Origin of the sequence: Pseudomonas cuatrocienegasensis (genome assembly GCF_900110925.1) — a bacterium.
In the GTDB taxonomy this organism is placed as follows: domain Bacteria; phylum Pseudomonadota; class Gammaproteobacteria; order Pseudomonadales; family Pseudomonadaceae; genus Aquipseudomonas; species Aquipseudomonas cuatrocienegasensis.
This window is the reverse complement of sequence record NZ_FOFP01000015.1, coordinates 83566-109949: the sequence shown is the minus strand read 5'-3', so window position 1 is coordinate 109949 and position 26384 is coordinate 83566. Positions and strand designations below refer to the sequence as shown.

Genomic DNA, 26384 nt, shown 5'->3' with positions numbered 1-26384 from the left:
CCTCCATGCGCCTGCATGCCGATTTCAGCCAGCCGGTGGTGATCCGCCCCGGCGACAGCCCTTGGCTGGCCTCGCCCATGGCCGGGGTCGAACGCTGCCTGCTTGATCGCATTGGCGACGAGGTGGCCCGCGCCACCTCCCTGGTGCGCTACGCGCCCGGATCACGCTTCAGCGAGCACCAGCACCCCGGCGGGGAAGAATACCTGGTGCTGGAGGGCGTGTTCTCCGATGCCCGCGGTGATTACCCGGCGGGGACGTACGTACGCAACCCCATCGGCACAGCCCATGCGCCGTTCAGCGAGGATGGCTGCACGATCTTCGTCAAGCTCTACCAATTCGCCCTTGATGACGACAGCCCGGTCGTCATCGACACCACCCGTACCCTGTGGACGCCAGGCTCGACACCGGGTGTTGAAGTCTTGCCCCTGCACCAGCACGGCCATGAGCAGGTCAGCCTGCTGCGCTGTGCGCCTGGCAGTCATTTCACCCAGCCAGGGAATGGCCGCGGTGAGGAAATACTGGTGCTCGAAGGCAACTTCCGGGATGACCATGGCGATTACCCCAAGGGGACCTGGCGCCGCACGCCACAACTGACCGAACAGCGCAGCTACAGTGCGTGCGGATGTCTGCTGTGGATAAAAACCGGACACCTTGCGCTGGTTTCCCTGGCAGCCCGCTAGCAGCCCAGGACTTACTCTACTATCGTGCGTAGGCAGGCAGCGCGCTTTCAAGCGCGCTCTGCCCAGTTGCAATGCCAAGGATCAAGGCCACTCCCCCAAGTACCTTTTTACGGGTTACGGGCCAAGTAGCCGACCGTAAGCCAGTAAGGCATTTCAGGAGACGCCGATGCTCAACCCTACCCCGCACGAGCAACTCGAGGCGGCGCTGGGCGAGCGCCAGTACCGTTTGCGCTTTCCCGATGATCTGGAGAAGCGCTTCGAGGCCGATACTGGCGACCAGCGCTCGCAGATGCTGTTTATATCGGGCGTGATTTGCCTGCTGATTTATGACTCTTTTCTTATCGCCGACTACCTGCTGCGCCCGGCACAATTCTGGGGCATTGCCGCCTTACGCCTGGGCCTGGTCAGCGGCTTTGGCATGCTCGCGCTGCTGTGGGTCCGCACAGGACCGCCCGGCTGGCAAAGGGAGGGCTGCCTGGCGCTGATCATCGTGCTCGGCATGGCCACCTCGGGGCTGATCTTCTCGTTCTCGCCGCAGTCCATTGCGATGTTCGACCCGTTCTCCTTTTGCCTGATTCTGCTGGCCAGCAATATCGTGATCGCCCTGCGCTTCAAGTATGCGCTGCTCACCACCCTGGCCTGCCTGCTGATCATGGCCCTGTATGTTGTGCCCAGCGCCCTGATGCCCCTTGAGGCCAAGACATTCGCATTGCTCACGACCCTGGGTACGGCGGTTTTCACCTTATTCGCCAACTATCGCCTCGAAATCAGCGAGCGCAACAACTACCTGCTGCTGTTGCGCGAGCGCCTGCGCGCCAGCCTGATGCACGAAAGCAATCAGGTACTGACGCATATATCGCAAACGGACTCGCTCACCCAATTGCCTAACCGACGCCGCTTCGACGAGGTCTACCAGCGTCTCTGGCAAGAGGCAGCCCAGCGAGCGCGGCACATTGGTGTGCTGATGATCGATATCGACCACTTCAAACGCTACAACGACCATTACGGCCATCAGCAGGGTGATATCTGCCTGGCCACCGTGGCCGCCGCCATAGAGTCCCAGCGCCGTGCCCAGGATCTGGTCGCGCGTCTGGGCGGCGAGGAATTCGCTGTACTGCTTACCGATACCGACCTGGACACCGCCGTGCAGATCGCCGAACGCATCCGCAGCGCCATTGAGGTCCTGGGCCTGGAGCATGGTGCATCCGGCGAGCGGACAATGGTGACAGTGAGCATTGGCGTGGCGCTGACGGTACCAACACCCCAGACCACCCCGGCCTGGCTGATGCGCCAGGCTGATGAAGCGCTCTATGCGGCCAAAGGCAGTGGCCGTAATTGCGTGCAGATAGCGGCCACGTCAGGCTGAACCGGTCAGAGGCCTGCCTCGTATAGCCGCCGCGCATGGGCGACAAACAGCCCGACCGGATCAGCGCCTTTACCGACCAGACCGAAACTCTGGTTGACGATATCGAAGTGATCCAGCGGAAAATCGTCGCCAATCACCGTACCCAGGTGTGAGCTATAGCGACCGACCATGCCGTCGCACTGCCCCGCTTCGCGCTGAAAAGTGCGGGCGAACAACCGGCACGCCCGGTTAGGGCCGTCGAAGCGGTTGCCGCCGCAGTCGGTGAGCCCGGGTTGCAAGGTGCCGGACCAGGAGTAATAGCGCACACCATTGACCTCGGCCGCTCCTTCACCGCCCCAGGTCTCGGGCAAGCCCTGGGGAAAACGTGCGTTGAACGCCGCCACCCCCTCACTGGTCAGCGAGCCCTCGGCCGCCGCCACATCCACTGGTAGGCGCGGCCCACGGTAGCCGGTTTCCAGCCACCCCATGCAGCGCGCCAGCCCACGCAATAACGCGCCCAGCAGGCGGCCGCGCCAACTGTCGAGCGGCGCCTTGCGGGCGAGAAAATCCGCCAGCTCCGAGCCATGATTGGGCCCGGCCACCGAGGTCACCGAGGCCACCCAATCGGGCCGCAGGGCAGCGGCGTAGCGCGCCGTCAGCGCCCCCTGGCTATGGCCGATCAGATGCACCCGCGGTGCGCCCGTTTCGCGCATGACCTCGGCAATGCGCTCAAGCAACTGTTCGCCACGTACCTGCGTAGCGTTAATTGGCGAGACCAGCACAGCAGTCACCTGTGCCCCTTCGCGGCGCAGCGCGCGAATGATGCCGAACCAGTAGGAATACCCCAGCAAGCGGACAAAGCCGAGCAGACCGGGAACCAGGATCAACGGATAACGCGGAGTTGCCGGGCGATGCATAGAAGCGTCCCTGTCATAAAGGAGGTGGACGAAAGGCAGCGGCATGTTCTGTATCAGGACGGTCAATGGACACTATCAGAACGCTCAACTTCTTATATTTCATGGAATACCTAGCATAGGCCCCCTGAAACACCCCGTGAGGACTTCATCATGAAACGCGCACTCGCACTCAGCCTGATCCTCAGCCTGCTTGCGCCCTATGCCCTGGCCATGCCCAGCCGCCAGCCCCAGCCCTTGCTCGGGGAAGTCATCGACTCCCAGGCTGCCAGCGTGGCGCTGCCTTCAGCCCAGTGAGAGCATCCATAACGGCAGCGTCAACGCCGCCAGCACGGTGGACAGAAACACCGCCGAGCTGACCTGCCGAGTGTCTTCGGGGGTCTTGGCGAACGCCAGAATGTTCACCCCGCTCGGGCAGGCCGCCAGCAGCACCAGCACCATCCGCGCCGAGTCGTTGAGGCCGGGCAGCCAGGCGCTGAACCACCATACCAGCGCCGGGAACAGCACCAGCTTGGCCAGCGTCACGCCCAGCGCGGTGGGGCTGGGGCGCAGGCGATAGCGCGACAGGCTGACGCCCAGCACGATCAATGCACAGGGCAGCGCGGCCTGGGACAGCCAGGTGATCATCCGCCACAGCGGCTCCGGCACACTCAGGCCGGACAGGTTGAGCAACGCGCCCAGGGCCAGGCCAATGATCATCGGGTTGGCCAGGTTCTTCAGCAGCGCCAGCCCGTTGACCCGCTCCCGCCCACCAAAGGCGGCGTACAGGCTGTGCAGGGAAAACAGCGTGAGGCTGTGAAACACCAGAATGGCGAAAACATAGACCAGCCCCTGGGAGCCCATCAGGCTGGTTACCAGCGGAATGCCCACCAGCACATTGTTGGAAAATGCCGCCGTCAGCCCCAACGGGGTCGCCTGGCCGCGCTGCAGGTGCACCACCAGGTTGACCGAGGCAAACACCAGCAGCACCGGCACGAAATAGGCCACCAACAACAAGGGCGACAGCCCTTCACCGAGCGGGGCCTTGGCGATGCCGGCAAACAACAGGGTCGGCATAAACAGCTTGAAGGTAATGGCCGCCAGCCCGGCGGCCGATTCACCACTGAGCACGTTGCGCCAACCCAGCAGGTAGCCCAGCACTATCAACGCGAAAATCGGCAGAATCGCCTGGATAACCACCATCAGCCGCCATGCTCCTTGATTAGCCCAGCGCTGCCAATCGCCTGAAAGGCGCGCTCTTGAGGGGCGCCAGGATAAACCGCGGCGCAACGGCCAGGCGACCGTTAGCGCGGAAAAATAAGCGCAACTTTCGCCCGCGCGCCGGGCTCCAAGGTTTATCCCTCCCCACGTGCAAGAAAAGGAAGCCTCCATGTACAAGCAATCACTGGGTGTCGTCTGTGTGCTGGCCACCCTGGCTGGCTGTGCGGGCAAACCGGAAAACCCGATCGATTACCTGACCTACCGTAATGAACCGCTGGTCAAACAGATCGAACTGGACATGAGCAAGGCCCGCGTCAGCGAACTGGCTGGCCCATCTTCCAGCGAAATGCGCCGCACCCTGCTGCCGGGCACCTGCAATAACTACGTCCTTAACAAGGATGGTCATCAGCAGCCGTATTACGTCAGCTTCAACTCGGCAGACCGGGTCGATGGCAAGGGCTTTATGACCTGCGAGCAGATGGAAACCAACGCCCGCGAACGGGCTCGCGGCAACGGCCTGTAAGCCGCACTGCGCGCAAGCAAACGCCGCACCCCAGGGTGCGGCGTTTTGCATTGCGGGGTTAACAGGCCGTTGAAAACGTAGGCGAAGCAGCCAGCGCAATACCGATGGCGGCCCCACAAAAACAGGCGAAAAACGGACTGGGCTCGCACTCGAGTTTACGAGTTGTAAATGAGCATTTTGAGACGCCGCGTCCCGGCCTGTTTTTAACGCAGCGATGGCAACGTAGGTAGTTTTTCAACAGCCTGTTAATCAGCTCGCCGTGCTGGGCAGGCGATACACCCAAATGCGGCGCATCACACTGGCGAACTGCCGGGCCAGGCTGCCGCTGTTGTAGACCTGGCCATAGCGTGTAGCGATGGCCTGTACCTCGCGCGCCAGGCTGGCGTAGCGGCGCGCCGGCAGGTCCGGGAACAGGTGGTGCTCGATCTGGTGACTGAGGTTGCCAGTGAGGATATGCAACAAGCGTCCGCCACGCAGGTTACTGGAGCCACGCAACTGGCGCAGGTACCAATGACCGCACGTCTCACCATCCAGCACCGAGGGCGCAAACACCGCAGCCTGCTCGGTAAAGTGGCCGCAGAAAATCACGATGAAGGTCCACAGGTTGCGCAGCAGATTGGCCACCAGGTTACCGGCCAGCACAGCCAACGCATTGGCGCCCAGCAGCAACGCCAGGAGCGGAAAGATCAGGTAGTCCTTACCCCATTGGCGCAGCAGCTTGGCGGCAAAGACCTTGAGCAGCGGGCGCACCTCGTCAAAGGCCAGTTTGCCCTTGGCGACCTTGTCCAGGCGCAGATGCTGGATCGCCACCGCGTACTGGAACAGCAGCGCCTGCAGCGTCACCCACAGCGGTTGCCAACGATAAAAAGGCTTCCAGCGCTGCTCGGGGAATAGCCGCACCACGCCATAACCGACGTCATCGTCCATGCCCAGCACGTTGGTGTAGGTGTGGTGAATATGGTTATGAGTGTGCCGCCAGAAGTCGCTCGGCCCGGCGATGTCCCACTCATAACTGCGCCCGGCCAGGCTGGGGTCGTTCATCCAGTCGTACTGGCCGTGCATCACGTTGTGACCCAGCTCCATGTTCTCGATAATCTTGCCCAGGGCCAACAGCAGCGTGCCGAGCAGCCAGGTCGGCGGGAACCAGCCAGCCATCAGCAATACCCGGCCGCTCCAGCAGCACGCCCGTACCGCCGCGCGCACACGGCGGATATAGCGCGCGTCCGCCGCGCCGAGGTCGGCCAGGGTGCGCTGGCGCAGCGCGTCGAGCTCCGCGCCAAAAGCCTCCAGTTCGGAGGCAGACAGGGTTTTATCCATGCGCATGGCAGTGCTCTCTCTAGAGGTCGATTTCGACATCACCCACGGGTGCGCTGACGCACAGGCGGATGGGTTGGCCGGGCTCACGCAGCACAGCGCCACTGCGCAGGTCGCGCACCGCACCGCCAAGCAGCAGGCAAGTGCAACTGGCGCAAATGCCCTGACGACAGCCGAACGCCGGGCGCAACCCATGGGCTTCGGCCTGCTCCAGCAGGCTGCGCTGGTTATCCCCGGTCGCCTGCTGGCGACTGCGGGCGAAACGCAGGCTCACGGCCTGACGTGCGTCCTGCACTGTCGGCAAACGCGGTGGGGTGAACGCCTCAACCTGCAGCGCTTCGCCAAGCCCGGCGATCTGGGCCCAGGCACTGACCCGCTCGACAAAACCGGCCGGGCCACAAGCCAGCACCTGATCGACTGCCGTAACCCCGAGCTGATCCAGATGCGCGGCGGCAAAGCGCCCATGGGCCGTGCCGTCTGCCGCCTTGCAGGCTGGATCAGTGAACACCGCGTGCACCTGCACATTGGTGTAGCGCTGCTGCAGCTGCTCCAGCAATTCGCCAAAGGCGCGCTGCCCGGGCGTGCGTACGTAATGCAGCAGCGTGACTGGCGCACTAAAACCCTGGGCCAGCGCCTCACGCAGCACGCCCAACAGCGCCGTGATGCCGCTGCCGGCAGCCAGCAGCAACACACCCGGGCTCTGGCTCGGCCAGTGCAGTGCGCCAGCGACTGCACCGATCTCCACGGTATCGCCGACCGCCAGGAGCTCGACCAGCAGCGCTGAGACCCGCCCGCCATCCTTGCGCTGCACGGCAATCTCCAGACGCCCATCCGCGTTGCAGGCCGTCAGGCTGTAGCTGCGGCTCAGGCGTACCCCATCCACCTCCAGATAAAGCTGCAGGTGCTGGCCGGGCCGCGCCCCACGCCAGTGGCCATTGGCGTGCAGCGTCAGCGCCAGCATGTCGTCGGCCACCCAGCGCCGCTCCAGCACCTGCGCCATCACCCGCTGCACATTGAGCAACGGATGCACCACACCCAGGCAAGCGTCCAGATCGCTGCCGCGCAACCAACCGCCGTCCACTGCAACACGCAGCGGACGCAATGCCGGCGTCAAACAGCGCACCCATGCCAGGGGAATCAGCTTCATGCTCAGCTCTTAGTGGATAAACCTAGTGGACAACTGTTCACTAGATTGGCAGCACCGCCCTTTTCAGTCAACAGTCGTACACTAAAACCGGTTCGACGCCTCCCGAGTGCCTTTGTTAAAGTGCGCCGCACTGCCACGGACAAGGTCTTGCAATGCAGCCGCGCGCCGAACAAAAACTGCAAACCCGTCATGCCCTGATGGACGCCGCACGTAGCCTGATGGACAGCGGTCGCGGCTTTGGCAGCCTCAGCCTGCGCGAGGTCGCACGCACTGCCGGCATCGTACCCACCGGCTTTTACCGGCACTTTCAGGACATGGACGAACTCGGCCTGGCGCTGGTCGCCGAGGTGGGCGAAACCTTCCGTGAAGCGATCCGCCAGGTTCGCCACCATGAGCTGGAACTGGGCGGCCTTATCGATGCGTCGGTGCGCATCTTCCTCGACGCCGTGGCCGCCAACCGCGCGCAATTTCTGTTTCTTGCCCGAGAACAGTACGGTGGCTCACTGCCGGTACGCCTGGCCCTGGGCGCGCTGCGCGAGCGCATTACCGCCGACCTGATTGCCGACCTGGCGCTGATGCCCAAACTGCAGCACCTGGACAGCCGCGCCCAGGCGCACCTGGCCGATCTGGTGGTCAAGACCGTCTTCGCCACCCTGCCCGAACTGATCGACCCGCCCCGCGAAACCCTACCGGCACACCTCACGCCGCAAGCGAAGATGATCGAGCAACTGCGTTTTATCTTTATCGGTGCCAAACACTGGCAGGGTCTGGGGCATGGCAATGCCAGCAATCCGGAAAACGCACCTTAACAGTGCAGAAATCCGCATAGCGCACCAGTAAAAACCTGACCGACGCCCCAACTCTTGCCACAGCCGGCGTGCAGCCCGCACCAGGACGGCGCTTCAGCGCCTTGGCAAGGCACTTGCTCTGTCTGTCCCATTGATCTGCCGGAAAGTCCCCATGCTTGTGATTCATCGCCGCACCGCCGCCCAGCCCACCTGGGATGCCGAACTGCACCTGACCTTCGAGGCCCGTAGCAAATCTCGCCTGCGCTGCTTTAGCGCCAGCGGCGAGGAAGTCGGCCTGTTTCTCGAGCGCGGCCAGCCCGCCTTGCAGGACGGCGAATGCCTGCAAGCCGAAGATGGCCGTATCGTGCGGGTGGTCGCCCGCCCCGAGCAGCTGCTGCACGTCACCTGCAGCAGCCCGTTCGAGCTGATGCGCGCGGCCTATCACCTGGGCAACCGGCATGTGGCCCTGCAACTGGGTCACGGCTGGCTGCGCCTGCCGGATGACTACGTGCTCAAAGCCATGCTCGAACAACTCGGCGCCGAGGTCAGCACGGTCGAGGCGCCCTACCAGCCCGAGCAAGGTGCCTATGGCGGTGGTCATCACCACTCCCATGCTGGCGACGCTGAATTCAGCTACGCGCCGCGCCTGCATCAGTTCGGTGCACGAAAATGAGCATCGCTGGGCGGACTGATCATGGCTGCTGAACCCCTCGGCAACCCCAACCGTGCCTGGGCACTGCTGCGTCTGGCCAGCCCGCAACTGCCAATTGGCGGCTATAGCTATTCCCAGGGCCTGGAAATGGCCGTCGAACAGGGCCTGGTGGCAGACGAAGCCTCGGCGGCGTGCTGGCTAAGCGACCAGTTGTTGCTCAATCTGGCGCGCTTCGAGGCGCCGCTGCTGCTCGCCCATTGCCAGGCCGCGCATGCCGGCGACTGGGCAGAACTGCAGGAACTCGCCGCCCAACATCGCGCCAGCCGCGAAACCCGCGAACTGCGCCTGGAAAGCCGGCAGATGGGTTACTCACTCAAACAACTGCTCGATGGCCTGCCGGAGCTGGAACAGCAGGTTCGTGAGCAGCTTGAGGCTGTCGAGGAACCCGGACTTGCCCTGGGCTGGGCCCTGGCCGCACGCACCTGGCAAATCAGCCCGCAAGACGCCCTGGCGGCCTGGCTCTGGGGCTGGCTGGAAAACCAGCTGGCGGTGCTGATGAAGACTCTGCCCCTGGGCCAACAGGCAGCTCAGCGCCTGACCTCGCACCTGCTGCCAACACTCGATACGGCGCAGCGCGAGGCTCAGGCCTGCCCGCCACAACACTGGGGTAGCGCGGCCTTCGGCCTGGCCCTGGCGAGCATGGCCCATGAACGCCAATACAGCCGGCTGTTCCGCTCGTGAGCCTTTTTTACTGTCGGCCGCCAGACGGCGACCGACCCTTAGACGATTGATGGGAGAGACATCCTGATGAACAGCCAACCCCTGCGTGTCGGTATTGGCGGCCCGGTCGGTTCCGGCAAGACCGCCCTGACCCTGGCGCTGTGCCTGGCCCTGCGCGAACGCTACAACCTGGCCGTGGTCACCAACGACATCTACACCCAGGAAGACGCCCAGTTTCTGGTACGCAACGAGGCCCTGGCGCCGGAACGGATCATCGGCGTGGAAACCGGCGGCTGCCCACACACCGCGATCCGCGAAGACGCCTCGATCAACCTGGAAGCCGTCGACCAGCTCAACCGACGCTTTCCGGGCCTCGACCTGATCATTGTCGAGTCCGGCGGCGACAATCTTTCGGCCACCTTTAGCCCGGAGCTATCGGACCTGACCATCTACGTGATCGACGTGTCGGCCGGCGACAAGCTGCCGCGCAAGGGCGGTCCAGGCATTTGCAAATCGGACCTGCTGGTGATCAACAAGGTCGACCTGGCCCCGCTGGTCGGCGCCTCGCTGGAGGTCATGGGGCGCGACACCCTGAAGATGCGCGGCGATAAGCCCTTCGTCTTCAGCAACCAGAAAATCGGCCAGGGTCTGGAGCAGATCATCGCCTTTATCGAACGCCACGGCATGCTCAATGCCGCCTGAACCCTTAACGTCAAGGAGAGCCTTATGAACCTGCGCAAACCCCTTCTCGCCCTCGGCCTGATGCTCAGCCCGGCGCTGGCTTTCGCCCACCCAGGCCATGACCACTCAGGCCTGATGGCGGGCCTGGCCCACCCGGTATTTGGTCTGGACCACCTGCTGGCCATGCTCGCCGTCGGCCTGTGGGCCGCTCAGCAATCCGGCGCGGCGCGCTGGGCGCTGCCGCTGACCTTCGTCGCCAGCATGCTGGCCGGCGGGATGCTCGGCTTCGCTGGCCTGGAAATCCCGCTGATGGAAACCGGCATTGCCGCCTCGGTCCTGGCCTTCGGTCTGCTGGTCGCGGTGGCCGTGCGCCTGCCGATGGTGATCTCCATCGCCCTGACCGCACTGTTCGCCCTGACCCATGGCGTCGCCCACGGCCTGGAACTGCCGAACCTGGCCAGCCCCTGGACCTATGCCGTTGGCTTCCTGGTCGCCACCGCCGCTCTGCATGCCGCCGGCTATGCCCTGGTGCGCAGCCTGCCCCGCGCTGCAGCCCCGCTGGTGCGCGTAGCGGGTGCCGCTTCGGCCCTGACCGGCGTTTGGCTGCTGGCCAGCTGACCCAGCGCGTACCCCGGCGTCTTGCGTCGGGGCAACGCTGTACAAAAATCACTCAACCGGCGCAACGCCTTGGTACTGCTGGGCTGCAGCGCGACATGCGCAGCTTATCCACAGATCGCCCCACAAGCCTCGGGGATAACCCGCCCTACGACCGCGCCAAGTGCTTGAATAATCTGCGATTTATCTTGACAGCAGCTGCGTGCCGACACGCTGCCGAATCCTGGTCATAAAGTAACCATCCCGCTACAGACCACGCAGTTACTGGTCTGCAGGTAGCTGCCCAGTGGTTATCCACAGCCCTGCGCACACGCAATGGGGATAAGCGTTGCGCCCCCCGCTCCCCCACCTGAGATCATCGATCAAAAAACAACCAGGCAGCGCAACGCCTAGTGCTGCCGAGCCTGCAGCGGCTTGCTCCCATGATATCCACAGCCAGCCCCACAGCGATTGGGGGTAAGCCGGCACAACCGCAGTGGATAACGAGGGTCTTTTCCCGTTTCGTCGCAAGCCGCGTTGCTGCGAAAAATCTCGCCAGGCCGGGCGGCGTTCCGCTAGGCGGAGGACGCAGGGAATGGACTCGCCGTCCACGTCGTTCCCTTGCCAAGTCCTCCAACACCGCATGGCGAGATTTTGCGCGCAACCCGCAGGGCCGGGCCAGTTTTAGCGCGATGCTGCGTTTCTCGATGGCTCATTTAGCTGGCTAAACTTCGCATCTCGTGCCTGGCCTCGCGCAAAAACTGGCTCCGGCGCGGCCGCGAACGAAACGGGAACAGACCCTAGCGCCCAGCAAAAAGCCGCTTGTAAGAAGCGGCTTTTGTCCCTGCAGGCGTCTGGTTCAGTCGACCAGTTTCAGATTGCCTTTCATCAGTGCGACATGCCCCGGGAAGGAGCAGAAGAACTGGTAGGCTTCGCCGGCAGTCAGCTTGGCTACGTCGAAGGTCACCGAGTCGGACTCGCCGCCACCGATCATTTTGGTGTGGGCGATAACGCGGGTGTCGCCGTCTTTCAGGTAGCCCTTGTCCAGGCCAGCACCAATGCCGTCGGCGGCAATAGCCGGGGCGTCGGCAGTCTTGCTCAGCACCCAGTTATGGCCCATGGAGGCCTTGGGCAGAGAACCCGAGTGTTTCAGGTTAACGGTGAAGGTCTTGCAGCTTTTGCTGACCGCGATCTCTTTGGTATCGAAGGTCATCTGGTCTGTGGCTTGCACATCTACAGCACACTCGGCAGCGAGCAGAGGGGCACTGGAGAGGGCGAGCAACGATGCGACAACAAACTTGCGAATCATGTGAGTCTCCTGGGCAGTGAGGCAAATGGCCTCGTTGCTTAGAGTGCACCGCAAGCGTCCCGGTTCCTATGCCCTGCGGCAACAGGCCGCGCCCCAGGTGATCGTTTGATAAATGCTCAGGATGAAGAAATAGATCGCACCCTCAGTACCTCGCTGGGTCAGCTGTAATGCCCGTGGCGCCTATCGTTGCGATGCACACAATCAACGGTGCAGAGCGCCGAGCAAGGCGTAGAGTCGCGACACTAACTCAGGAGCAACGGCCATGTTTATCAATGATCTGTTACACAGTTTGCTCGTCGCCTATGCCGGTGGCGCCAGCGGCAGCACACTCGACTGACTCACATAGGCAAAAGCGGGCAACCTCGCTACCCTGCTGCGCGACACTCGCACAACCGGGAGTTAATGATGGCCTTGCAATCGATCTGTGTGTTCTGCGGCGCCAGCCCCGGCGCGAATCCCGAGTATCGGGCTGCGGCCGAGCACCTGGGCCGCTACCTGGCAGAACAGGGCATTCGCCTGGTCTACGGCGGCGGTGCCGTTGGCCTGATGGGCGTAGTGGCTGATGCCGCTCTGGCTGCCGGCGGTGAAGTGATCGGCATCATCCCGCAAAGCCTGAAACGCGCCGAAGTGGGCCACAGCGGCCTGACCCGCCTGGAAGTGGTCGATGGCATGCACGCGCGCAAGGCGCGCATGGCCGAACTCAGCGATGCCTTTATCGCCCTGCCAGGCGGCCTGGGCACCCTGGAAGAGCTGTTCGAGGTGTGGACCTGGGGTCAACTCGGCTACCACGCAAAATCCTAGGGTCTGTTCCCGTTTCGCTCGCGGCCGCGCCGGAGCCCGTTTTAGCGCGAGGCAAGGCACGAGATGCGAAGTTTAGTGAGCTAAATGAGCCATCGAGAAACGCAGCATCGCGCTAAAACTGGCCCGGCCCTTCGGGTTGCGCGCAAAATCTCGCCATGCGTTGTTGGAGGACTTGGCAAGGGAACAACCATTCCCTGCGTCCTCCGCCTAGCCTGGCGAGATTTTGCGCAGCAACGCGGCTCGGGACGAAACGGGAACAGACCCTACGCCTGCTCGACGTCAACGGTTTCTATAGCCGTCTGGGCGAGTTTCTCGATCACCTGGTTACCGAACAGTTCGTCCGCGCGCCGCACCGGGCCATGCTGCAGTTGGCACAAACGCCGGCTGAACTGGTCAGCCAATTGCATGACTGGCGCCCGACTGCTCTGCCCAAATGGGGCTGACACATTGCTCAGCCATGATTCGGCAAAGCCAAGCAAACAGACGCCCTGAACTGCGGTCTGACACTCTCCCTTAGAAGGATTTTTCCCATGGCCGGCGCTAGCCTGTTGACCCTGCTCGATGACATCGCCACGGTGCTGGACGATGTCGCCCTGATGACCAAAGTGGCGGCGAAGAAGTCCGCCGGAGTGCTCGGTGATGATCTGGCGCTGAATGCCCAGCAGGTTACCGGCGTGCGCGCCGATCGCGAGCTGCCGGTGGTCTGGGCGGTGGCCAAGGGTTCCTTGCGCAACAAGGCGATTCTGGTGCCGGCGGCGCTGCTGATTAGCGCCATTGCCCCTTGGGCCGTTACCCCGCTGCTGATGCTCGGCGGCGCCTTTCTCTGCTACGAGGGCTTTGAAAAGCTCGCCCACCGTTACCTGCATTCCGCTGCCGAAGATACAGATGCAGATCAGCGCCTGCGTGCGGCAGCGGCAGATGAACACGTCGACCTGGTGGCGTTCGAGCAGGACAAGATTCGCGGCGCGGTACGCACCGACTTTATTCTCTCGGCCGAGATCATCGCCATTACCCTGGGCATAGTCGCGGGTGCGGCGTTTTTCTCCCAGGTGGTGGTGCTGGTGGGTATCGCACTGCTGATGACCGTGGGCGTGTATGGTCTGGTGGCGGGTATCGTCAAACTCGACGATGCCGGCCTGTACCTCAGCCAGCGCGGCAGCAAGTCTGCCCAGGCCATCGGCCATGGCATTCTCGCCACCGCACCCTACCTGATGAAAACCCTCTCGGTGGTCGGTACCGCGGCGATGTTTATGGTCGGCGGCGGCATCCTCACCCACGGCATCGCACCCGTGCATCACGCCATTGAGCAGGTGGCCGCAGCCGCCGGCAACGGCCTGCTGACGGCCATTATCCCCACGCTACTCAGCGCCCTGTTCGGCGTCCTTGCCGGCGCCGTGGTATTGGCGCTGGTAAGTGGCGGCAGCCGAATATGGCGCGCCGTGCGTACCTAAACTGGGGCAGCCAGCGGCAGCACCGTCACTTCGACTTCCGGGTCGTGGCTGCCGCCGCCAAGGATCACCCCGCGCAGCGGTGAGACATCGGCAAAATCCCGACCCCAGGCCAGGGTGATGTGCTCCAACGCCGGTAGCACGTTATTGGTCGGGTCGAAGTCGACCCAGCCCTGGCGCGGGCAATACACCGAGATCCAGGCATGGGAGGCATCGGCGCCGATCAGCCGCGGCTGGCCGGGTGGCGGCTGGGTCAGCAGGTAGCCGCTGACGTAACGCGCCGACAAACCCCGCGAGCGCAGGCAGGCGAGCATCAGGTGGGCGAAGTCCTGGCACACCCCACGACGCTCTTCGAGCACCTGCAACAATGGCGTCGCCACTTGGGTGGCGGCGGCGTCGAAGGTGAACTCGGTGAAGATCTTCTGCATCAGCGCACGCACCGCCAGCAGCAGCGGGCGCCCCGCCGGAAAGCAGTCCTCGGCATAGTCGACGAAGGCCTGCTTCAAGCGCACATAGGGCGACTCGAAGCGAAAGCGCGCCGCCTCCAGTAGTGGCGCTGGCAAAGGCTGCCCGCTGTAGGTCAGCAGCGCGCAGGCACGCTCCCAGGGCGGGGAATTTTCGAGCGTCAGGGCAACACGCGCCAGCACCTCGACCTGCAGCCGCGCGCTGACCTTGAGCTCGTCGTGTGGACGCTCGAACACCAGGCGGGTCAGCGGGTTGCCATGCACGTCGAGGGCATCGCGGCGCTGGCACGGCTGCGGGCCGACCTCCAGTTGGCGCAGGTGGCAGCGCTGCCAGGCGCAGTCGCGCGGCCACAAGTGGGCCAACTGCTGGGCCAGGGAAACCGGCGCCGAATAGCGGTAATGGGTGTCATGCAGAATCTGGTAGTGCGCGCTGGTCATGACGACTGGGTCCGCTGGCTGGCATCGACGTGAACGAAAAAACGCAGCCCAAGGCGATCTGACGTCTCGCTGGCCGCCTGGGCGATGGCTTCCAGCCGTTCTGCCAGACCGTCGAGCACGGCATCCACACCTTCGCTGCCAAACAGCGGGTTTTCCAGGCTACTCAGTTGGAAGGCCGACAACTGCTGCTCCAGCGTCGCCAGGGCCTGTTCCTCGGGTAGCTCAAAACGCTCACCCAGGCGCTGCAGCGAGCGCAGCAGGGTGCGTAGCTGGAACAGCACTGAATGGGGGTTCTGCTCATCCAGCAGCAACAGGTCGAGCACCGGGATCAACTGCGCCGAGGCCAGGTAACGGGTGCGGTAGGTGATGCTACTGTTGCCCAGTTCGAGCAGCCATTCCAGCGCGGACTGGTCCTGCGCCGCGCCGCTGCGCAGAAAGCCGGCGACGCTGTCGCAGATAAACTGCAGGCGCTCGATGCAGCGCCCGATCATCAGGAAGCGCCAGCCATCGTCGCGGGTCATGTCGTCCAGGGCGAAGCCCGAGAGTGCGGCCAGGGACATCAGCAGGCGGTTGAGAAAATCCAGCAGGTCGCCGAAGTCGCCGTGCTCGGCATCCAGCTCCTGGGCCTCACGCTGCAACTCCACCAGGGCTTGCCAGTTGGCCTGGGACAGCTTGCCGCGCACGCTGCCGGCGGTCCACTGCAGGCGTTGCAGGTTGGCCCGCAGGCTGGCCGGCCACTCCTCGCCAAGCAGGGCCTCGAGCAGGCGCTCATCCAGCTCGCCGCTGTCCGCCTCGGGTAGCAGGCCCAGGCGCTCGCCCAGCACCAGTGCGGTCTGCAAGGCCTGGGGATCGTCATCGTCGTCGACGTAGCGCGCCAGCATGATACGCAGCAGCCGCGCGCTGTCTTCACAGCGCTCGCTGTAGCGACCGAACCAGAACAGGTTCTCGACCATGCGCGATGGCAGGAAGGGGTCGCTGCGCACCAGATCGGCGACGCCCAATGGCCGCAGCCACTGCCAGGGTTCGCCACTGACCTGGCGCTCGCTGAGCACCCAGGTGTCCTTGCTCGCCCCGCCACGCTGCATCGACACCACCTCGGCGTCGGCATCGGCTGCCACCCGGGTCAGGCCGCCTGGCATCACCCGGTAACCGTCGGCGCTGGCCACAGCGAAAACTCGCATGCCGATGGCCCGTGGCTGCAGGCTGGCCTCATCGGCCTGCCACACCGGCGCCTGGGACAGTTGCGCCAGGGCCTGGGCGACATAGGCGTAGGGGCGCGCCCGCAGGCGCTCGCTGAGGGCCTCGCGCTGCGCAGCATCGAGGTCGCGGCCGAACACCGGAGTGAAGCTCTGGGACGGAAAGGTCGGGCGAATCAGCAACTCCGGCAGTTTCTTCAGCGCCGCTTCGAGGACTGGCGGCTCGCCGCACCACCAACTGGCGATGCTCGGCAGCAGCAGCGGCGTGCCCAGCAGCTTCTCGGCGATGGCCGGCAGAAAGCCCGGCAAGCCCGGCGACTCCAGCACGCCACTGCCCAGGGCATTGGCCACCAGCACCCGGCCCTGACGCACCGCCTCGAGCAGGCCTGGCACGCCCAGGGCGGAATCGGTGCGCAGCTCCAGCGGGTCGCAGAAGTCGTCGTCCAGGCGGCGCAGCACCGCATGCACACGACGCAGACCGGCCAGGGTCTTGAGGTAGACAGTGGCATCGCGCACCGTCAGGTCGCTACCCTCGACCAACGGATAACCGAGTTGGCGCGCCAGGTACAGGTGCTCGAAATAACTTTCGTTGAAACGCCCCGGCGTCAGCAGCACCACCAGCGGCGGCTCGCCATCGGCCGGGGCCTGACGCGCCAGGGTGTCCTGCAGGGTACGGAAGAAGCCAGCCAGGTGCTGCACGCCGAGGTCGCGGTACAGGTCCGGGAAGGCACGCGAGAGAATTTGCCGGTTCTCCAGTGCGTAACCGGCGCCCGAAGGCGCCTGGGTACGATCGGCAGTGACCCACCAACGGCCATCGGGCGCACGCGCCAGGTCCACCGCATACAGGTGCAGGTAGGTGCCGCCAGGCGGCTGTACGCCCTGGCACGGCCACAGGTAGTTGTTGTGGCCAAACACCAGCTCCGGCGGCAGCAGGCCATCGGCGAGCAACTGCTGCGGCCCGTAGACATCGGCCAATACCGCATTCAGCAGGCTGGCACGCTGGGCCACACCGGCAGCGATCTGCTGCCACTCGTGGGCGGGAATCAGGTTGGGCAGCAGGTCGAGTTCCCAGGGGCGATCAGCGCCTTCCGGGTCGGCATAGACGTTGTAGGTCACGCCGTTTTCCTGGATCTGCCGGGCCAGCAGCGCTTGGCGCTGATTCAGCTGCGCGGTGCTGCTGCGTTGCAATTGGGCAAACAGTCGGCGCCAGTGCGGCCGCACCTGGCCCTGGGCGTCGAGCAGTTCATGGTAGGCCGCCTCGGGCAGCGGGTAGTCGGCAAGCAAGTCTGGCATCAAGGTCTCGGCAGCAGATCATCGGTACGCGGCCCTTGCGACGCACGCCCGTGCGCGCCCTCAAGGGGCGTCGACACGGGCGTGGCCGGGCTTCTACGCGGGGCGCCACTCAGCTGTGGCGCAAATCCAGGGTCATTGGGCTCTCATTATGGCTGATCGCCAGCAAAGGCGGGCGTTTGCCTGGCGTATGGCCGACGCGGAAGAAACGCGCCAGGCGCCGACTCTCGGCCTCGTAGGCGTTGACCGGCAAGCTGTCGTAGTTGCGCCCGCCTGGGTGGGCGACATGATACTGGCAACCGCCCAGGGAGCGATTCATCCAGGTATCGACCAGGTCAAAGATCAGCGGCGCATGCACGCCGATAGTCGGCTGTAGGCAGTTGGCCGGCTGCCAGGCACGGTAGCGCACACCGCCGACGAACTCGCCGACCTTGCCAGTGGGCCGCAAGGGCACCGGTACGCCATTGCAGGTCAACACGTAGCGGTCGGCCGGCAGGCCATTGAGCTTGACCTGCAGACGCTCCAGGGACGAGTCGACATAACGCACCGTGCCGCCCGGCGCACCCTCCTCACCCAGTACATGCCAAGGCTCCAGGGCCTGACGCAGCTCCAGGTCGATGCCCTTGACGCTGAAGTCACCGGCCTTGGGAAAGCGGAACTCCAGGTGCGGGGCAAACCATTCGCTGCGCAGGCGATAGCCGAAGCTACCCAGCTCCTGCAGCACGTCGGCGAAATCCTGCTCGATAAAATGCGGCAGCAGGAAGCGATCATGCAGCTCGGTACCCCAGCGCACCAGGCGTGGCGGGGTGTAGGGCTCCTGCCAGAAGCGCGCGACCAGGGCACGCAGCAGCAACTGCTGGGCCAGGCTCATCTGCGCATGGGGCGGCATCTCGAAGGCGCGCAACTCAAGCAGGCCCAAGCGCCCGGAGGCGGAATCCGGCGAATACAGCTTGTCGATGCAGAACTCGGCGCGGTGGGTGTTACCGGTGACATCCACCAACAGGTTGCGCAGCAGGCGGTCGACCAGCCAGGGCGGGCACTCGCGGTCCTGCTCGGGGAACTGGGCAAAGGCCACTTCCAGCTCGTAGAGCGCATCGTTGCGTGCTTCATCCACCCGTGGCGCCTGGGAGGTCGGGCCGATAAACAGGCCGGAGAACAGGTAGGACAACGACGGGTGGTTGTGCCAGTAACTGATCAGGCTGCGCAGCAGGTCGGGACGGCGCAGAAACGGCGAATCCGCCGGTGTGGCGCCGCCCAGGACGAAGTGGTTGCCGCCGCCGGTGCCGGTGTGGCGACCGTCGATCATGAACTTCTCGCTGGTCAGGCGGCACTGGCGGGCCTGTTCGTAGAGAAACTCGGTGCGTTCGACCAGTTCGCTCCAGCTGGCAGCCGGGTGGATATTCACCTCGATCACGCCCGGATCTGGGGTCACCCGGAAGAACGCCAGGCGCGGGTCGCTCGGCGGCTCGTAGCCTTCGAGAATCACCGGGCAGTCCAGCTCGGCGGCGCTGGCCTCGATGGCCACCACCAGTTCCAGGTAGGCCTCCAGCGTAGTCAGCGGCGGCATAAACAAGTACAGCTTGCCGTCGCGCGGCTCGGCGCACAGCGCGGTACGCACGATATCGGCGGCCGACTGCTTGAGCGCTGGTTTGCTGCGGGTGCTTGCCTTGCCATTCCATACACCACGCAACTGGCGCTGCAGCTGAGTGATCGCCGGCAGCGGGGCAAACGCCTGTGAGGGGTCGGCTGGGGTGACATAGGGGTAGTCGGCTTCCTTGACCCAGGGCTGCGAATCCAGTGGCAAGCGGAAGCCAATGGCCGAATCCCCTGGGATCAGACGGCAATGTCCGTCACGCAGGAACCAGGGCCCGCTGATCCAGTTTTGCTCATCACTGTCACGGGCCAGCGGCAGGATATGGCCGACCACCTTGTCCAGGCCCTGCTCGAATACCCGGCGCAGGCGCTCGCGCTCCAGCGGGTCGGCCAGGCGCGGGTCTTCGGCGGTGACGTTGATCGGCAAACGCCGCTCGCGCCACAGGTAATAGAAACGGTCTTCATAGGCCGGAATGCGGTGCGCCGGGTCAACCCCCAGGCGCCGCGCCAGGATCTCGAGAAAGCGTGCTGCCAGTGCAGCATCGACCCCATAGTCGCGCTGCTCATCGGCATACAGGCGTGCGTCCTGCCACACCGGCTGGCCGTCACGGCGCCAGAAGCAGTTCAGCGACCAGCGCGGCAACTGCTCGCCCGGGTACCACTTGCCCTGACCGAAGTGCACCAGCGCCTTGGGCGCGTAATGCTCGCGCAGGCGATGGAACAGGTCAGCGGACAGACGGCGTTTGTTCGGCCCCAGGGCGGCGGTGTTCCACTCGTCATCGTCGGGGTAATCGAGGGCGACGAAGGTTGGCTCGCCACCCATGGTCAGGCGTACATCGTGGCGCTGCAGGTCTTCGTCGATGCGCTCACCGAGGCTACAGATCGCCTGCCACTGCGCTTCGCTGTAGGGCCGGGTGACCCGCGGCGCTTCCCAGATACGCTCGATGCTCATGCTGTGGTTGAACTCGCACTCGCACTCGTCCACGCCACCGCTGATCGGCGCCGCCGACGACGGCTCGGGGCTGCAGGCCAGCGGAATATGACCTTCGCCGGCGAACAGGCCGCTGGTCGGGTCCAGGCCGATCCAGCCGGCGCCCGGCAGATACACCTCGCACCAGGCATGCAAATCGGTGAAATCCACCTCGGTGCCGGACGGGCCATCGAGGGATTTGACGTCAGCGGTCAGCTGGATCAGGTAACCGGAGACGAAGCGCGCCGCCAGCCCCAGGTGGCGAAACAGCTGCACCAGCAGCCAGGCCGAATCACGGCAAGAGCCAGAGGCGTTCGCAAGGGTTTCTTCCGGGGTCTGCACGCCCGGTTCCATACGGATCAGGTAGCCGATATCAGTCGATAGCCGTTGGTTCAGGCCGACCAGAAAATCCGCGCTGGGCGTTGGCGTGCGGCTGATGCCTGCCAGGTACTTGGCAAACAGCGGCGTCGCCGGCAGCTTGACCAGATAAGGCGCCAGCTCGCGCTGCTCGCCCTCGGTGTAGGCGAAGGGAATACGCTCGGCATAGGGCTCGAGGAAAAAATCGAATGGGTTGAACACCGCCATCTCGGCGACCAGGTCGACCTCGACCTTGAACTCGCGGGTCTTCTCGGGGAACACCAGGCGGGCGAGGAAGTTGCCCTGGGGGTCCTGCTGCCAGTTGACGAAGTGCTCGCCCGGCTCGACATGCAGGGCATAAGAAAGAATACGGGTGCGGCTGTGGGGTGCCGGACGCAGCCGGACGATTTGCGGGCCGAGGTTGACGTCACGGTCATAGCGGTAGTGCGTCACATGGTGCAAGGCGATATGGATCGACACAGTGGGCCTCCTGCGAGCCTGGGCGATGGATGAAGGTGCGCAAGACTTATGCCAGCGCGCGGCAGCCGGCGTTATGCGCAATGCCCGTGTATACGCGCACCATAGCAGCGCTAACGCATGCCCCATAGCTGACATGGCGCACCAAAATACAGCAACAACCCCAACTAACCGCGCACCTGTCCGCTTCCACGCTACGCAGGGTGACGCGCTTCCGTTACCATCACCGGCATTCCCGTGACGAGAAACGGCATGTACATCTATCGACTGGTGCTGATCCTGGTGGTGGGCATCTACCTGTTCTCCCCGGCCATCATGGACTGGTGGATCGACCCCAGCGGCGCCTGGTACCGCCCCTATCTGCTGTGGCTGATCCTGATCGTGGTGACCTTTATCCTGCAGAGCCAGCGTGATGCCGATGAACTCTGAGCCCGTTCGGCGAACCGCCGTGCATGCCGATACCGCTTTCTTCGCCGAGCCAACCTGATGCTGACGAGCTTTAGCCTGAGCCAGCTGATACTGATCAGCGCGGCCTACCTGCTGGTGCTGTTCGGCGTCGCCTGGATCAGCGAACGTGGGCTGATCCCGCGCTGGATCATTCGCCACCCGCTGACCTATACCCTGTCGCTGGGCGTCTATGCCAGCGCCTGGGCGTTCTACGGCACGGTCGGCCTGGCCTACCAATATGGCTACGGTTTTCTGGCCAGCTACCTCGGGGTGTCCGGTGCCTTTCTGCTGGCGCCGGTGCTGCTCTACCCGATTCTGCGCATCACCCGCACCTACCAGCTCTCGTCCCTGGCGGACCTGTTCGCCTTTCGCTTTCGCAGCACCTGGGCCGGCGCCCTGACCACGCTGTTTATGCTGATCGGCGTGCTGCCGCTGCTGGCATTGCAAATCCAGGCGGTGGCCGACTCGATCGGCATCCTCACCCGTGAGCCGGTGCAGGAGCGCGTGGCCCTGGCCTTCTGCGGCCTGATCATCCTCTTCACCATCCTGTTCGGCGCCCGCCATATCGCCACCCGCGAAAAGCACGAGGGCCTGGTCTTCGCCATCGCCTTCGAGTCGGTGGTCAAGCTGGTGGCGCTGGGGATCATCGGCCTGTATGCCCTCTACGGCGTGTTCGACGGCCCGCAGGACCTGGAACGCTGGCTGGTACAGAACCAACTGGCCCTGAACAGCCTGCACACGCCGCTGCAGGAAGGCCCGTGGCGCACCCTGCTGCTGGTGTTCTTCGCCTCGGCCATCGTCATGCCGCACATGTACCACATGACCTTTACCGAGAACCTCAACCCGCGCGCCATGGTCAGCGCCAGCTGGGGCCTGCCACTGTTTCTGCTGCTGATGAGCCTGGCCGTGCCGCTGATTCTCTGGGCCGGGCTGAAACTCGGTGCCACCACCAACCCGGAATACTTCACCCTGGGCCTGGGCATTGCGGTGGACAGCCAGACCCTGGCGCTGGTGGCCTACGTCGGCGGGCTTTCGGCCTCCAGCGGGCTGATCATCGTCACCACCCTGGCGCTCTCGGGGATGATGCTCAATCACCTGGTACTGCCGCTCTATCAGCCGCCAGCCGAAGGCAATATCTACCGCTGGCTGAAGTGGACGCGCCGCGCGCTGATCGTCGCGGTGATCATGGCTGGCTATGGTTTCTACCTGCTGCTCGGCGCCGAGCAGGACCTGGCCAACCTGGGCATTGTCGCCTTCGTCGCTACTCTGCAGTTCCTCCCCGGCGTGCTCTCGGTGCTGTACTGGCCGACCGCCAACCGGCGCGGCTACATTGCCGGCCTGCTCGCCGGCATCGGCGTCTGGCTGGTCGGCATGCTGCTGCCGATGCTGGGCAACGTGCAGGGCTTCTACCTGCCGGCGCTGGACCTGGTGTACGTGCTCGATGACAGCAGCTGGCACCTGGCGGCCATCGCCTCGCTGGCGACCAACGTGCTGGTATTCACCCTGGTGTCACTGTTCACCGAGGCCAGCCCGGAAGAAAAAAGCGCTGCTGAGGCCTGCGCCGTGGACAACGTGCGTCGCCCGCAGCGCCGCGAACTGGTGGCCCTGTCGCCCCAGGAATTCGCCGCTCAGCTGGCCAAGCCGCTCGGTGCCAAGACCGCCCAGCGCGAAGTGGAGCAGGCGCTGCGCGACCTGCACCTGCCCTTCGATGAAAACCGCCCTTACGCCCTGCGCCGCCTGCGCGACCGTATCGAAGCCAACCTGTCCGGGCTGATGGGCCCCAGTGTGGCCCAGGACATCGTCGAGACCTTCCTGCCGTACAAATCGGGCAGCGAAACCTACGTCACCGAAGACATCCACTTTATCGAAAGCCGCCTGGAGGATTATCACTCGCGCCTCACCGGCCTGGCGGCCGAGCTCGATACCCTGCGCCGCTACCACCGGCAGACGTTGCAGGAACTGCCCATGGGCGTCTGCTCCCTGGCCAGGGACTTCGAGATCCTCATGTGGAACAAGGCCATGGAAGAGCTGACCGAAGTACCCGCGCACCGCGTGGTCGGCTCGCGCCTGACGGCGCTCAGCGAGCCCTGGCGCGGCCTGCTGCAACAATTTATCGCCATGCCCGACCAACATCTGCATAAGCAGCGCCTGGCGCTCGATGGGCAGATTCGCTGGCTCAACCTGCACAAAGCGGCCATCGACGAGCCACTGACGCCCGGTAACAGCGGCCTGGTACTGCTGGTCGAAGACCTCACCGAAACCCAATACCTGGAAGACAAACTGGTGCACTCCGAACGCCTGGCGAGCATCGGTCGCCTCGCCGCCGGGGTGGCCCATGAGATTGGCAACCCGATCACCGGTATCGCCTGCCTGGCGCAGAACCTGCGCGAAGAGCGCGAGGAAGACCCGGAACTGACGGAAATCAGCCAGCAGATCATCGAGCAGACCAAACGCGTCTCGCGCATCGTCCAGTCGCTGATGAGCTTCGCCCACTCCGGCAGCCACCAGCACAGCGACGAGGCCGTATGCCTGGCCCAGGTCGCCCAGGAAGCCATCGGCCTGCTGGCGCTCAACCGACGCAGCGTCGAGGTGCAGTTCTTCAACCTCTGCGACGCCGACCACTGGGTCTGCGGCGATCCGCAGCGCCTGGCCCAGGTGCTGATCAACCTGCTGTCCAACGCCCGCGACGCCTCGCCGCCCGGCGCGGCGATCCGCGTACGCAGCGAAGCCAGCGAGCACACCGTCGACCTGATCGTCGAAGACGAAGGCAGTGGCATTCCCAAGGCGATCATGGACCGCCTGTTCGAGCCGTTCTTCACCACCAAGGATCCTGGCAAGGGCACCGGACTGGGCCTCGCGCTGGTCTATTCCATCGTGGAAGAGCATTATGGACAGATAACAATCGACAGCCCGGCCGACGCCGAGCACCAGCGTGGCACTCGCATTCGGGTGACCCTGCCGCGGCATGTCGAGGCGACGTCCATAGCGAACTGAACCTGCGACCTGAGACCGTCGAGAGACCTTATTTAATGCCTCATATTCTGATCGTCGAAGACGAAACCATTATCCGCTCTGCCCTGCGCCGCCTGCTCGAACGCAACCAGTACGAGGTCAGTGAAGCCGGCTCGGTGCAAGAAGCCCAGGAGCGCTTCAGCATTCCCGGCTTCGACCTGATCGTCAGCGACCTGCGCCTGCCTGGCGCCCCCGGCACCGAGCTGATCAAGCTGGGCCAGGGTGTCCCGGTGCTGATCATGACCAGCTACGCCAGCCTGCGCTCAGCCGTCGACTCGATGAAGATGGGCGCGGTCGACTATATCGCCAAGCCCTTTGACCACGACGAAATGCTCCAGGCCGTCGCCCGCATTCTGCGCGACCGCCAGGCCCTGGACAGCACCGCCGCAACGCCAGCCCTCGCCCCCAACCGCGCTGCCGACAAAGGTGGTGACAACCGCAATGGCGAAATCGGCATCATCGGCTCCTGCGAGCCCATGCAGGCGCTCTACAGCAAGATCCGCAAGGTCGCCCCAACCGATTCCAACGTCCTGGTCCAGGGCGAGTCGGGCACCGGCAAGGAGCTGGTCGCCCGCGCCCTGCACAACCTCTCACGCCGCGCCAAGGCGCCGCTGATTTCAGTGAACTGCGCGGCGATCCCGGAAAGCCTGATCGAGTCCGAGCTGTTCGGCCATGAAAAGGGCGCCTTCACCGGCGCCAGCGCTAGCCGCGCCGGCCTGATCGAAGCCGCTGACGGCGGCACCCTGTTCCTCGACGAGATCGGCGAGCTGCCCCTCGAAGCCCAGGCCCGCCTGCTGCGCGTGCTGCAGGAAGGGGAAATCCGCCGTGTCGGCTCGGTGCAGTCGCAGAAAGTCGACGTGCGCCTGATCGCCGCGACCCACCGCGACCTGAAAACCCTGGCCAAGACCGGCCAGTTCCGTGAAGACCTGTTCTACCGCCTGCACGTCATCGCGCTCAAGCTGCCGGCACTGCGCGAGCGCGGCGCCGATGTCAGCGAAATTGCCCAGGTGTTTCTCGCCCGCCAGTGCCAACGCCAGGGTCGCGAAGGGCTGCGCTTCGCGGCCGATGCCGAACAGGCCATCCGCCTCTACAGCTGGCCGGGTAACGTGCGCGAGCTGGAGAATGCCATCGAGCGTGCGGTGATCCTGTGCGAAGGCAACAGCATCTGCGCCGAGCTGTTGGGTATCGATATAGAGCTGGATGATCTGGAAGACGACGATGGCGGCTTCATGGGCATGCCGGGCAGTTCGAGCAACAGCCACGAACCCACCGAGGACCTGTCCCTGGAAGACTACTTCCAGCACTTCGTCCTCGAGCACCAGGACCACATGACCGAAACCGAGCTGGCGCGCAAATTGGGTATCAGCCGCAAATGCCTGTGGGAGCGCCGCCAGCGCCTGGGTATTCCACGGCGCAAGACCAGCAGCACCGCTCCATGAAGCAGTGATACCTAGGCGATAGCGCACACAGTTTGTTACCGCTCAAACACCTCGTAACAAAAGCCGGGTCTTATGGTAACGAGAACCCGGCTTTTTTAGGCCTACGCACTGTCACCCATAACAGCCAAGCCCTTGATTTAAAAGGATTAACAGAAACTGGCACGGCTTCTGCTTTATCTCTGGCATAACAACAATAACAAGCAATGCACCACACACAATAAAAACAAAACGCAACGGCTCTAGCACAATAAGAACAAGACGGCAGAGGCGCAGCTAACTGATTCTTTTGGAGAGGAATGGCTTTTTTGGGGTTCGCCCCACACCAGACCGAGAACAATAAAACTGTCCTGAGACAGCACCCGTACTGGTAAGACCGCAAGGTAAAAAAGCTCTGTCAGCATCCAAAGAAATCCGTTTGCTATTGACTCCCCTTTGGGAGGTCTCCGGAAGCACGGCGCTTCCAGGAACGGGCAATTGAACAAGAACAACAAGCCCGCAATAACAATAAAATGAAGCACGCATTACTTAGAGGGGAGCTTAGGCTCCCCTCAGTGCTTTCTGGCGTTTGACACCTGTCTTCCCTCC

22 protein-coding genes and 1 pseudogene are annotated in these 26384 nt (G+C 64.0%); 15 read left to right on the top strand and 8 right to left on the bottom strand.

The genetic code is table 11. From position 1 onward, the window contains the following. Positions 1-5 precede the first annotated feature (5 nt). Together BMW49_RS18755 and BMW49_RS18750 are read left to right on the top strand one after the other, a co-directional pair. On the top strand, positions 6-680 hold the full coding sequence (locus BMW49_RS18755) for a cupin domain-containing protein (RefSeq protein WP_069521528.1): 675 nt from the start codon (positions 6-8) through the stop codon (positions 678-680). A gap of 166 nt (positions 681-846) precedes the next feature. Continuing rightward, the gene (locus BMW49_RS18750) at positions 847-2046 is read left to right on the top strand and encodes a GGDEF domain-containing protein (RefSeq protein WP_069521526.1); all 1200 of its coding nucleotides are present in this window, start codon (positions 847-849) and stop codon (positions 2044-2046) included. Positions 2047-2051: 5 nt separating this feature from the next. On the opposite strand, the gene BMW49_RS18745 is transcribed toward BMW49_RS18750, so the two are convergent. Continuing rightward, positions 2052-2942 (bottom strand): esterase/lipase family protein, encoded by an 891-nt coding sequence (locus BMW49_RS18745; protein WP_069521524.1) that lies wholly within the window; start codon positions 2940-2942, stop codon positions 2052-2054. A 150-nt stretch (positions 2943-3092) separates the two neighbouring features. Between BMW49_RS18745 and BMW49_RS24830 the strand changes: the two genes are divergently transcribed. Continuing rightward, complete coding sequence (locus BMW49_RS24830; RefSeq protein WP_167362820.1) at positions 3093-3236, top strand: hypothetical protein; 144 nt, start codon at positions 3093-3095, stop codon at positions 3234-3236. Here BMW49_RS24830 and BMW49_RS18740 read toward each other — a convergent pair. Beyond that, the gene (locus BMW49_RS18740) at positions 3225-4121 is read right to left on the bottom strand and encodes an AEC family transporter (RefSeq protein ID WP_069521522.1); all 897 of its coding nucleotides are present in this window, start codon (positions 4119-4121) and stop codon (positions 3225-3227) included. The genes BMW49_RS24830 and BMW49_RS18740 overlap by 12 nt on opposite strands. A gap of 187 nt (positions 4122-4308) precedes the next feature. On the opposite strand from BMW49_RS18740, the gene osmE reads away from it, so the two are divergent. Continuing rightward, positions 4309-4662, top strand: a complete 354-nt coding sequence (osmE, locus tag BMW49_RS18735) for an osmotically-inducible lipoprotein OsmE (RefSeq protein WP_069521520.1) — start codon at positions 4309-4311, stop codon at positions 4660-4662. Positions 4663-4911: 249 nt separating this feature from the next. Here osmE and BMW49_RS18730 read toward each other — a convergent pair whose 3' ends face one another. Both BMW49_RS18730 and BMW49_RS18725 read right to left on the bottom strand, forming a co-directional pair. Continuing rightward, positions 4912-6018, bottom strand: a complete 1107-nt coding sequence (locus BMW49_RS18730) for a fatty acid desaturase family protein (RefSeq protein ID WP_090391052.1) — start codon at positions 6016-6018, stop codon at positions 4912-4914. Then, complete coding sequence (locus BMW49_RS18725) at positions 5999-7123, bottom strand: flavin reductase family protein (RefSeq protein ID WP_069521515.1); 1125 nt, start codon at positions 7121-7123, stop codon at positions 5999-6001. Before BMW49_RS18725 ends, BMW49_RS18730 begins: the two co-directional genes overlap by 20 nt. 152 nt (positions 7124-7275) lie before the next feature. Between BMW49_RS18725 and BMW49_RS18720 the strand changes: the two genes are divergently transcribed. The 5 genes from BMW49_RS18720 (at position 7276) to BMW49_RS18700 (ending at position 10582) form a co-directional block, all read left to right on the top strand. After that, positions 7276-7932, top strand: coding sequence for a TetR family transcriptional regulator (locus BMW49_RS18720; RefSeq protein WP_069521513.1), 657 nt, complete (start codon positions 7276-7278; stop codon positions 7930-7932). A gap of 151 nt (positions 7933-8083) precedes the next feature. Then, on the top strand, positions 8084-8584 hold the full coding sequence (gene ureE, locus BMW49_RS18715; protein ID WP_069521511.1) for an urease accessory protein UreE: 501 nt from the start codon (positions 8084-8086) through the stop codon (positions 8582-8584). A gap of 21 nt (positions 8585-8605) precedes the next feature. Further along, complete coding sequence (locus tag BMW49_RS18710; protein ID WP_069521508.1) at positions 8606-9304, top strand: urease accessory protein UreF; 699 nt, start codon at positions 8606-8608, stop codon at positions 9302-9304. 66 nt (positions 9305-9370) lie between these two features. Further along, entirely contained in the window at positions 9371-9985 is a 615-nt protein-coding gene (gene ureG, locus BMW49_RS18705; protein ID WP_069521506.1) for an urease accessory protein UreG, read from the top strand. Between the two features lie 24 nt (positions 9986-10009). Beyond that, on the top strand, positions 10010-10582 hold the full coding sequence (locus tag BMW49_RS18700) for a HupE/UreJ family protein (RefSeq protein ID WP_069521504.1): 573 nt from the start codon (positions 10010-10012) through the stop codon (positions 10580-10582). Between the two features lie 835 nt (positions 10583-11417). On the opposite strand, the gene azu is transcribed toward BMW49_RS18700, so the two are convergent. Continuing rightward, on the bottom strand, positions 11418-11867 hold the full coding sequence (gene azu, locus BMW49_RS18690; protein ID WP_069521502.1) for an azurin: 450 nt from the start codon (positions 11865-11867) through the stop codon (positions 11418-11420). Positions 11868-12272: 405 nt separating this feature from the next. Between azu and BMW49_RS18685 the strand changes: the two are divergent. From BMW49_RS18685 to BMW49_RS18675, 3 genes and pseudogenes are all read left to right on the top strand, one after another. Next, positions 12273-12662 (top strand): annotated as a pseudogene (locus BMW49_RS18685) (LOG family protein); the annotation flags it as partial. 161 nt (positions 12663-12823) lie between these two features. Next, positions 12824-13111, top strand: coding sequence for an LOG family protein (locus tag BMW49_RS25680; protein ID WP_090391050.1), 288 nt, complete (start codon positions 12824-12826; stop codon positions 13109-13111). 87 nt (positions 13112-13198) lie between these two features. After that, positions 13199-14119 carry a DUF808 domain-containing protein gene (locus tag BMW49_RS18675; protein ID WP_069519528.1) on the top strand — a complete coding sequence of 307 codons (921 nt, stop codon included), beginning with the start codon at positions 13199-13201 and terminating at the stop codon, positions 14117-14119. On the opposite strand, the gene BMW49_RS18670 is transcribed toward BMW49_RS18675, so the two are convergent. The 3 genes from BMW49_RS18670 to BMW49_RS18660 all read right to left on the bottom strand — a co-directional run bounded on the left by BMW49_RS18670 (position 14116) and on the right by BMW49_RS18660 (position 20904). Continuing rightward, the gene (locus BMW49_RS18670; protein WP_069519529.1) at positions 14116-15018 is read right to left on the bottom strand and encodes a transglutaminase family protein; all 903 of its coding nucleotides are present in this window, start codon (positions 15016-15018) and stop codon (positions 14116-14118) included. The genes BMW49_RS18675 and BMW49_RS18670 overlap by 4 nt on opposite strands. Further along, positions 15015-17507 carry a circularly permuted type 2 ATP-grasp protein gene (locus tag BMW49_RS18665; RefSeq protein WP_069519530.1) on the bottom strand — a complete coding sequence of 831 codons (2493 nt, stop codon included), beginning with the start codon at positions 17505-17507 and terminating at the stop codon, positions 15015-15017. The genes BMW49_RS18670 and BMW49_RS18665 overlap by 4 nt, the downstream gene beginning before the upstream one ends. 109 nt (positions 17508-17616) lie before the next feature. Next, on the bottom strand, positions 17617-20904 hold the full coding sequence (locus tag BMW49_RS18660; protein WP_069519531.1) for a transglutaminase family protein: 3288 nt from the start codon (positions 20902-20904) through the stop codon (positions 17617-17619). A 249-nt stretch (positions 20905-21153) separates the two neighbouring features. Between BMW49_RS18660 and BMW49_RS18655 the strand changes: the two genes are divergently transcribed. The 3 genes from BMW49_RS18655 to BMW49_RS18645 are packed head-to-tail and all read left to right on the top strand — an operon-like array spanning position 21154 to position 25799. Beyond that, the gene (locus BMW49_RS18655) at positions 21154-21330 is read left to right on the top strand and encodes a hypothetical protein (RefSeq protein ID WP_090391049.1); all 177 of its coding nucleotides are present in this window, start codon (positions 21154-21156) and stop codon (positions 21328-21330) included. Between the two features lie 57 nt (positions 21331-21387). Further along, complete coding sequence (locus tag BMW49_RS18650; RefSeq protein WP_069519532.1) at positions 21388-24342, top strand: sensor histidine kinase; 2955 nt, start codon at positions 21388-21390, stop codon at positions 24340-24342. A gap of 35 nt (positions 24343-24377) precedes the next feature. Then, complete coding sequence (locus BMW49_RS18645; RefSeq protein ID WP_069519533.1) at positions 24378-25799, top strand: sigma-54-dependent transcriptional regulator; 1422 nt, start codon at positions 24378-24380, stop codon at positions 25797-25799. Positions 25800-26384 lie beyond the last annotated feature (585 nt).

Bases quoted from the DNA above. Each gene is read 5' to 3' on its own strand.
- BMW49_RS18755 (WP_069521528.1), top strand. From the start codon at position 6: ATGCGCCTGCATGCCGATTTCAGCCAGCCGGTGGTGATCCGCCCCGGC.
- BMW49_RS18750 (WP_069521526.1), top strand. From the start codon at position 847: ATGCTCAACCCTACCCCGCACGAGCAACTCGAGGCGGCGCTGGGCGAG.
- BMW49_RS18745 (WP_069521524.1), bottom strand. From the start codon at position 2,942: ATGCATCGCCCGGCAACTCCGCGTTATCCGTTGATCCTGGTTCCCGGT.
- BMW49_RS24830 (WP_167362820.1), top strand. From the start codon at position 3,093: ATGAAACGCGCACTCGCACTCAGCCTGATCCTCAGCCTGCTTGCGCCC.
- BMW49_RS18740 (WP_069521522.1), bottom strand. From the start codon at position 4,121: ATGGTGGTTATCCAGGCGATTCTGCCGATTTTCGCGTTGATAGTGCTG.
- osmE (WP_069521520.1), top strand. From the start codon at position 4,309: ATGTACAAGCAATCACTGGGTGTCGTCTGTGTGCTGGCCACCCTGGCT.
- BMW49_RS18730 (WP_090391052.1), bottom strand. From the start codon at position 6,018: ATGTCGAAATCGACCTCTAGAGAGAGCACTGCCATGCGCATGGATAAA.
- BMW49_RS18725 (WP_069521515.1), bottom strand. From the start codon at position 7,123: ATGAAGCTGATTCCCCTGGCATGGGTGCGCTGTTTGACGCCGGCATTG.
- BMW49_RS18720 (WP_069521513.1), top strand. From the start codon at position 7,276: ATGCAGCCGCGCGCCGAACAAAAACTGCAAACCCGTCATGCCCTGATG.
- ureE (WP_069521511.1), top strand. From the start codon at position 8,084: ATGCTTGTGATTCATCGCCGCACCGCCGCCCAGCCCACCTGGGATGCC.
- BMW49_RS18710 (WP_069521508.1), top strand. From the start codon at position 8,606: ATGGCTGCTGAACCCCTCGGCAACCCCAACCGTGCCTGGGCACTGCTG.
- ureG (WP_069521506.1), top strand. From the start codon at position 9,371: ATGAACAGCCAACCCCTGCGTGTCGGTATTGGCGGCCCGGTCGGTTCC.
- BMW49_RS18700 (WP_069521504.1), top strand. From the start codon at position 10,010: ATGAACCTGCGCAAACCCCTTCTCGCCCTCGGCCTGATGCTCAGCCCG.
- azu (WP_069521502.1), bottom strand. From the start codon at position 11,867: ATGATTCGCAAGTTTGTTGTCGCATCGTTGCTCGCCCTCTCCAGTGCC.
- BMW49_RS25680 (WP_090391050.1), top strand. From the start codon at position 12,824: ATGCGTTGTTGGAGGACTTGGCAAGGGAACAACCATTCCCTGCGTCCT.
- BMW49_RS18675 (WP_069519528.1), top strand. From the start codon at position 13,199: ATGGCCGGCGCTAGCCTGTTGACCCTGCTCGATGACATCGCCACGGTG.
- BMW49_RS18670 (WP_069519529.1), bottom strand. From the start codon at position 15,018: ATGACCAGCGCGCACTACCAGATTCTGCATGACACCCATTACCGCTAT.
- BMW49_RS18665 (WP_069519530.1), bottom strand. From the start codon at position 17,507: ATGCCAGACTTGCTTGCCGACTACCCGCTGCCCGAGGCGGCCTACCAT.
- BMW49_RS18655 (WP_090391049.1), top strand. From the start codon at position 21,154: ATGTACATCTATCGACTGGTGCTGATCCTGGTGGTGGGCATCTACCTG.
- BMW49_RS18650 (WP_069519532.1), top strand. From the start codon at position 21,388: ATGCTGACGAGCTTTAGCCTGAGCCAGCTGATACTGATCAGCGCGGCC.
- BMW49_RS18645 (WP_069519533.1), top strand. From the start codon at position 24,378: ATGCCTCATATTCTGATCGTCGAAGACGAAACCATTATCCGCTCTGCC.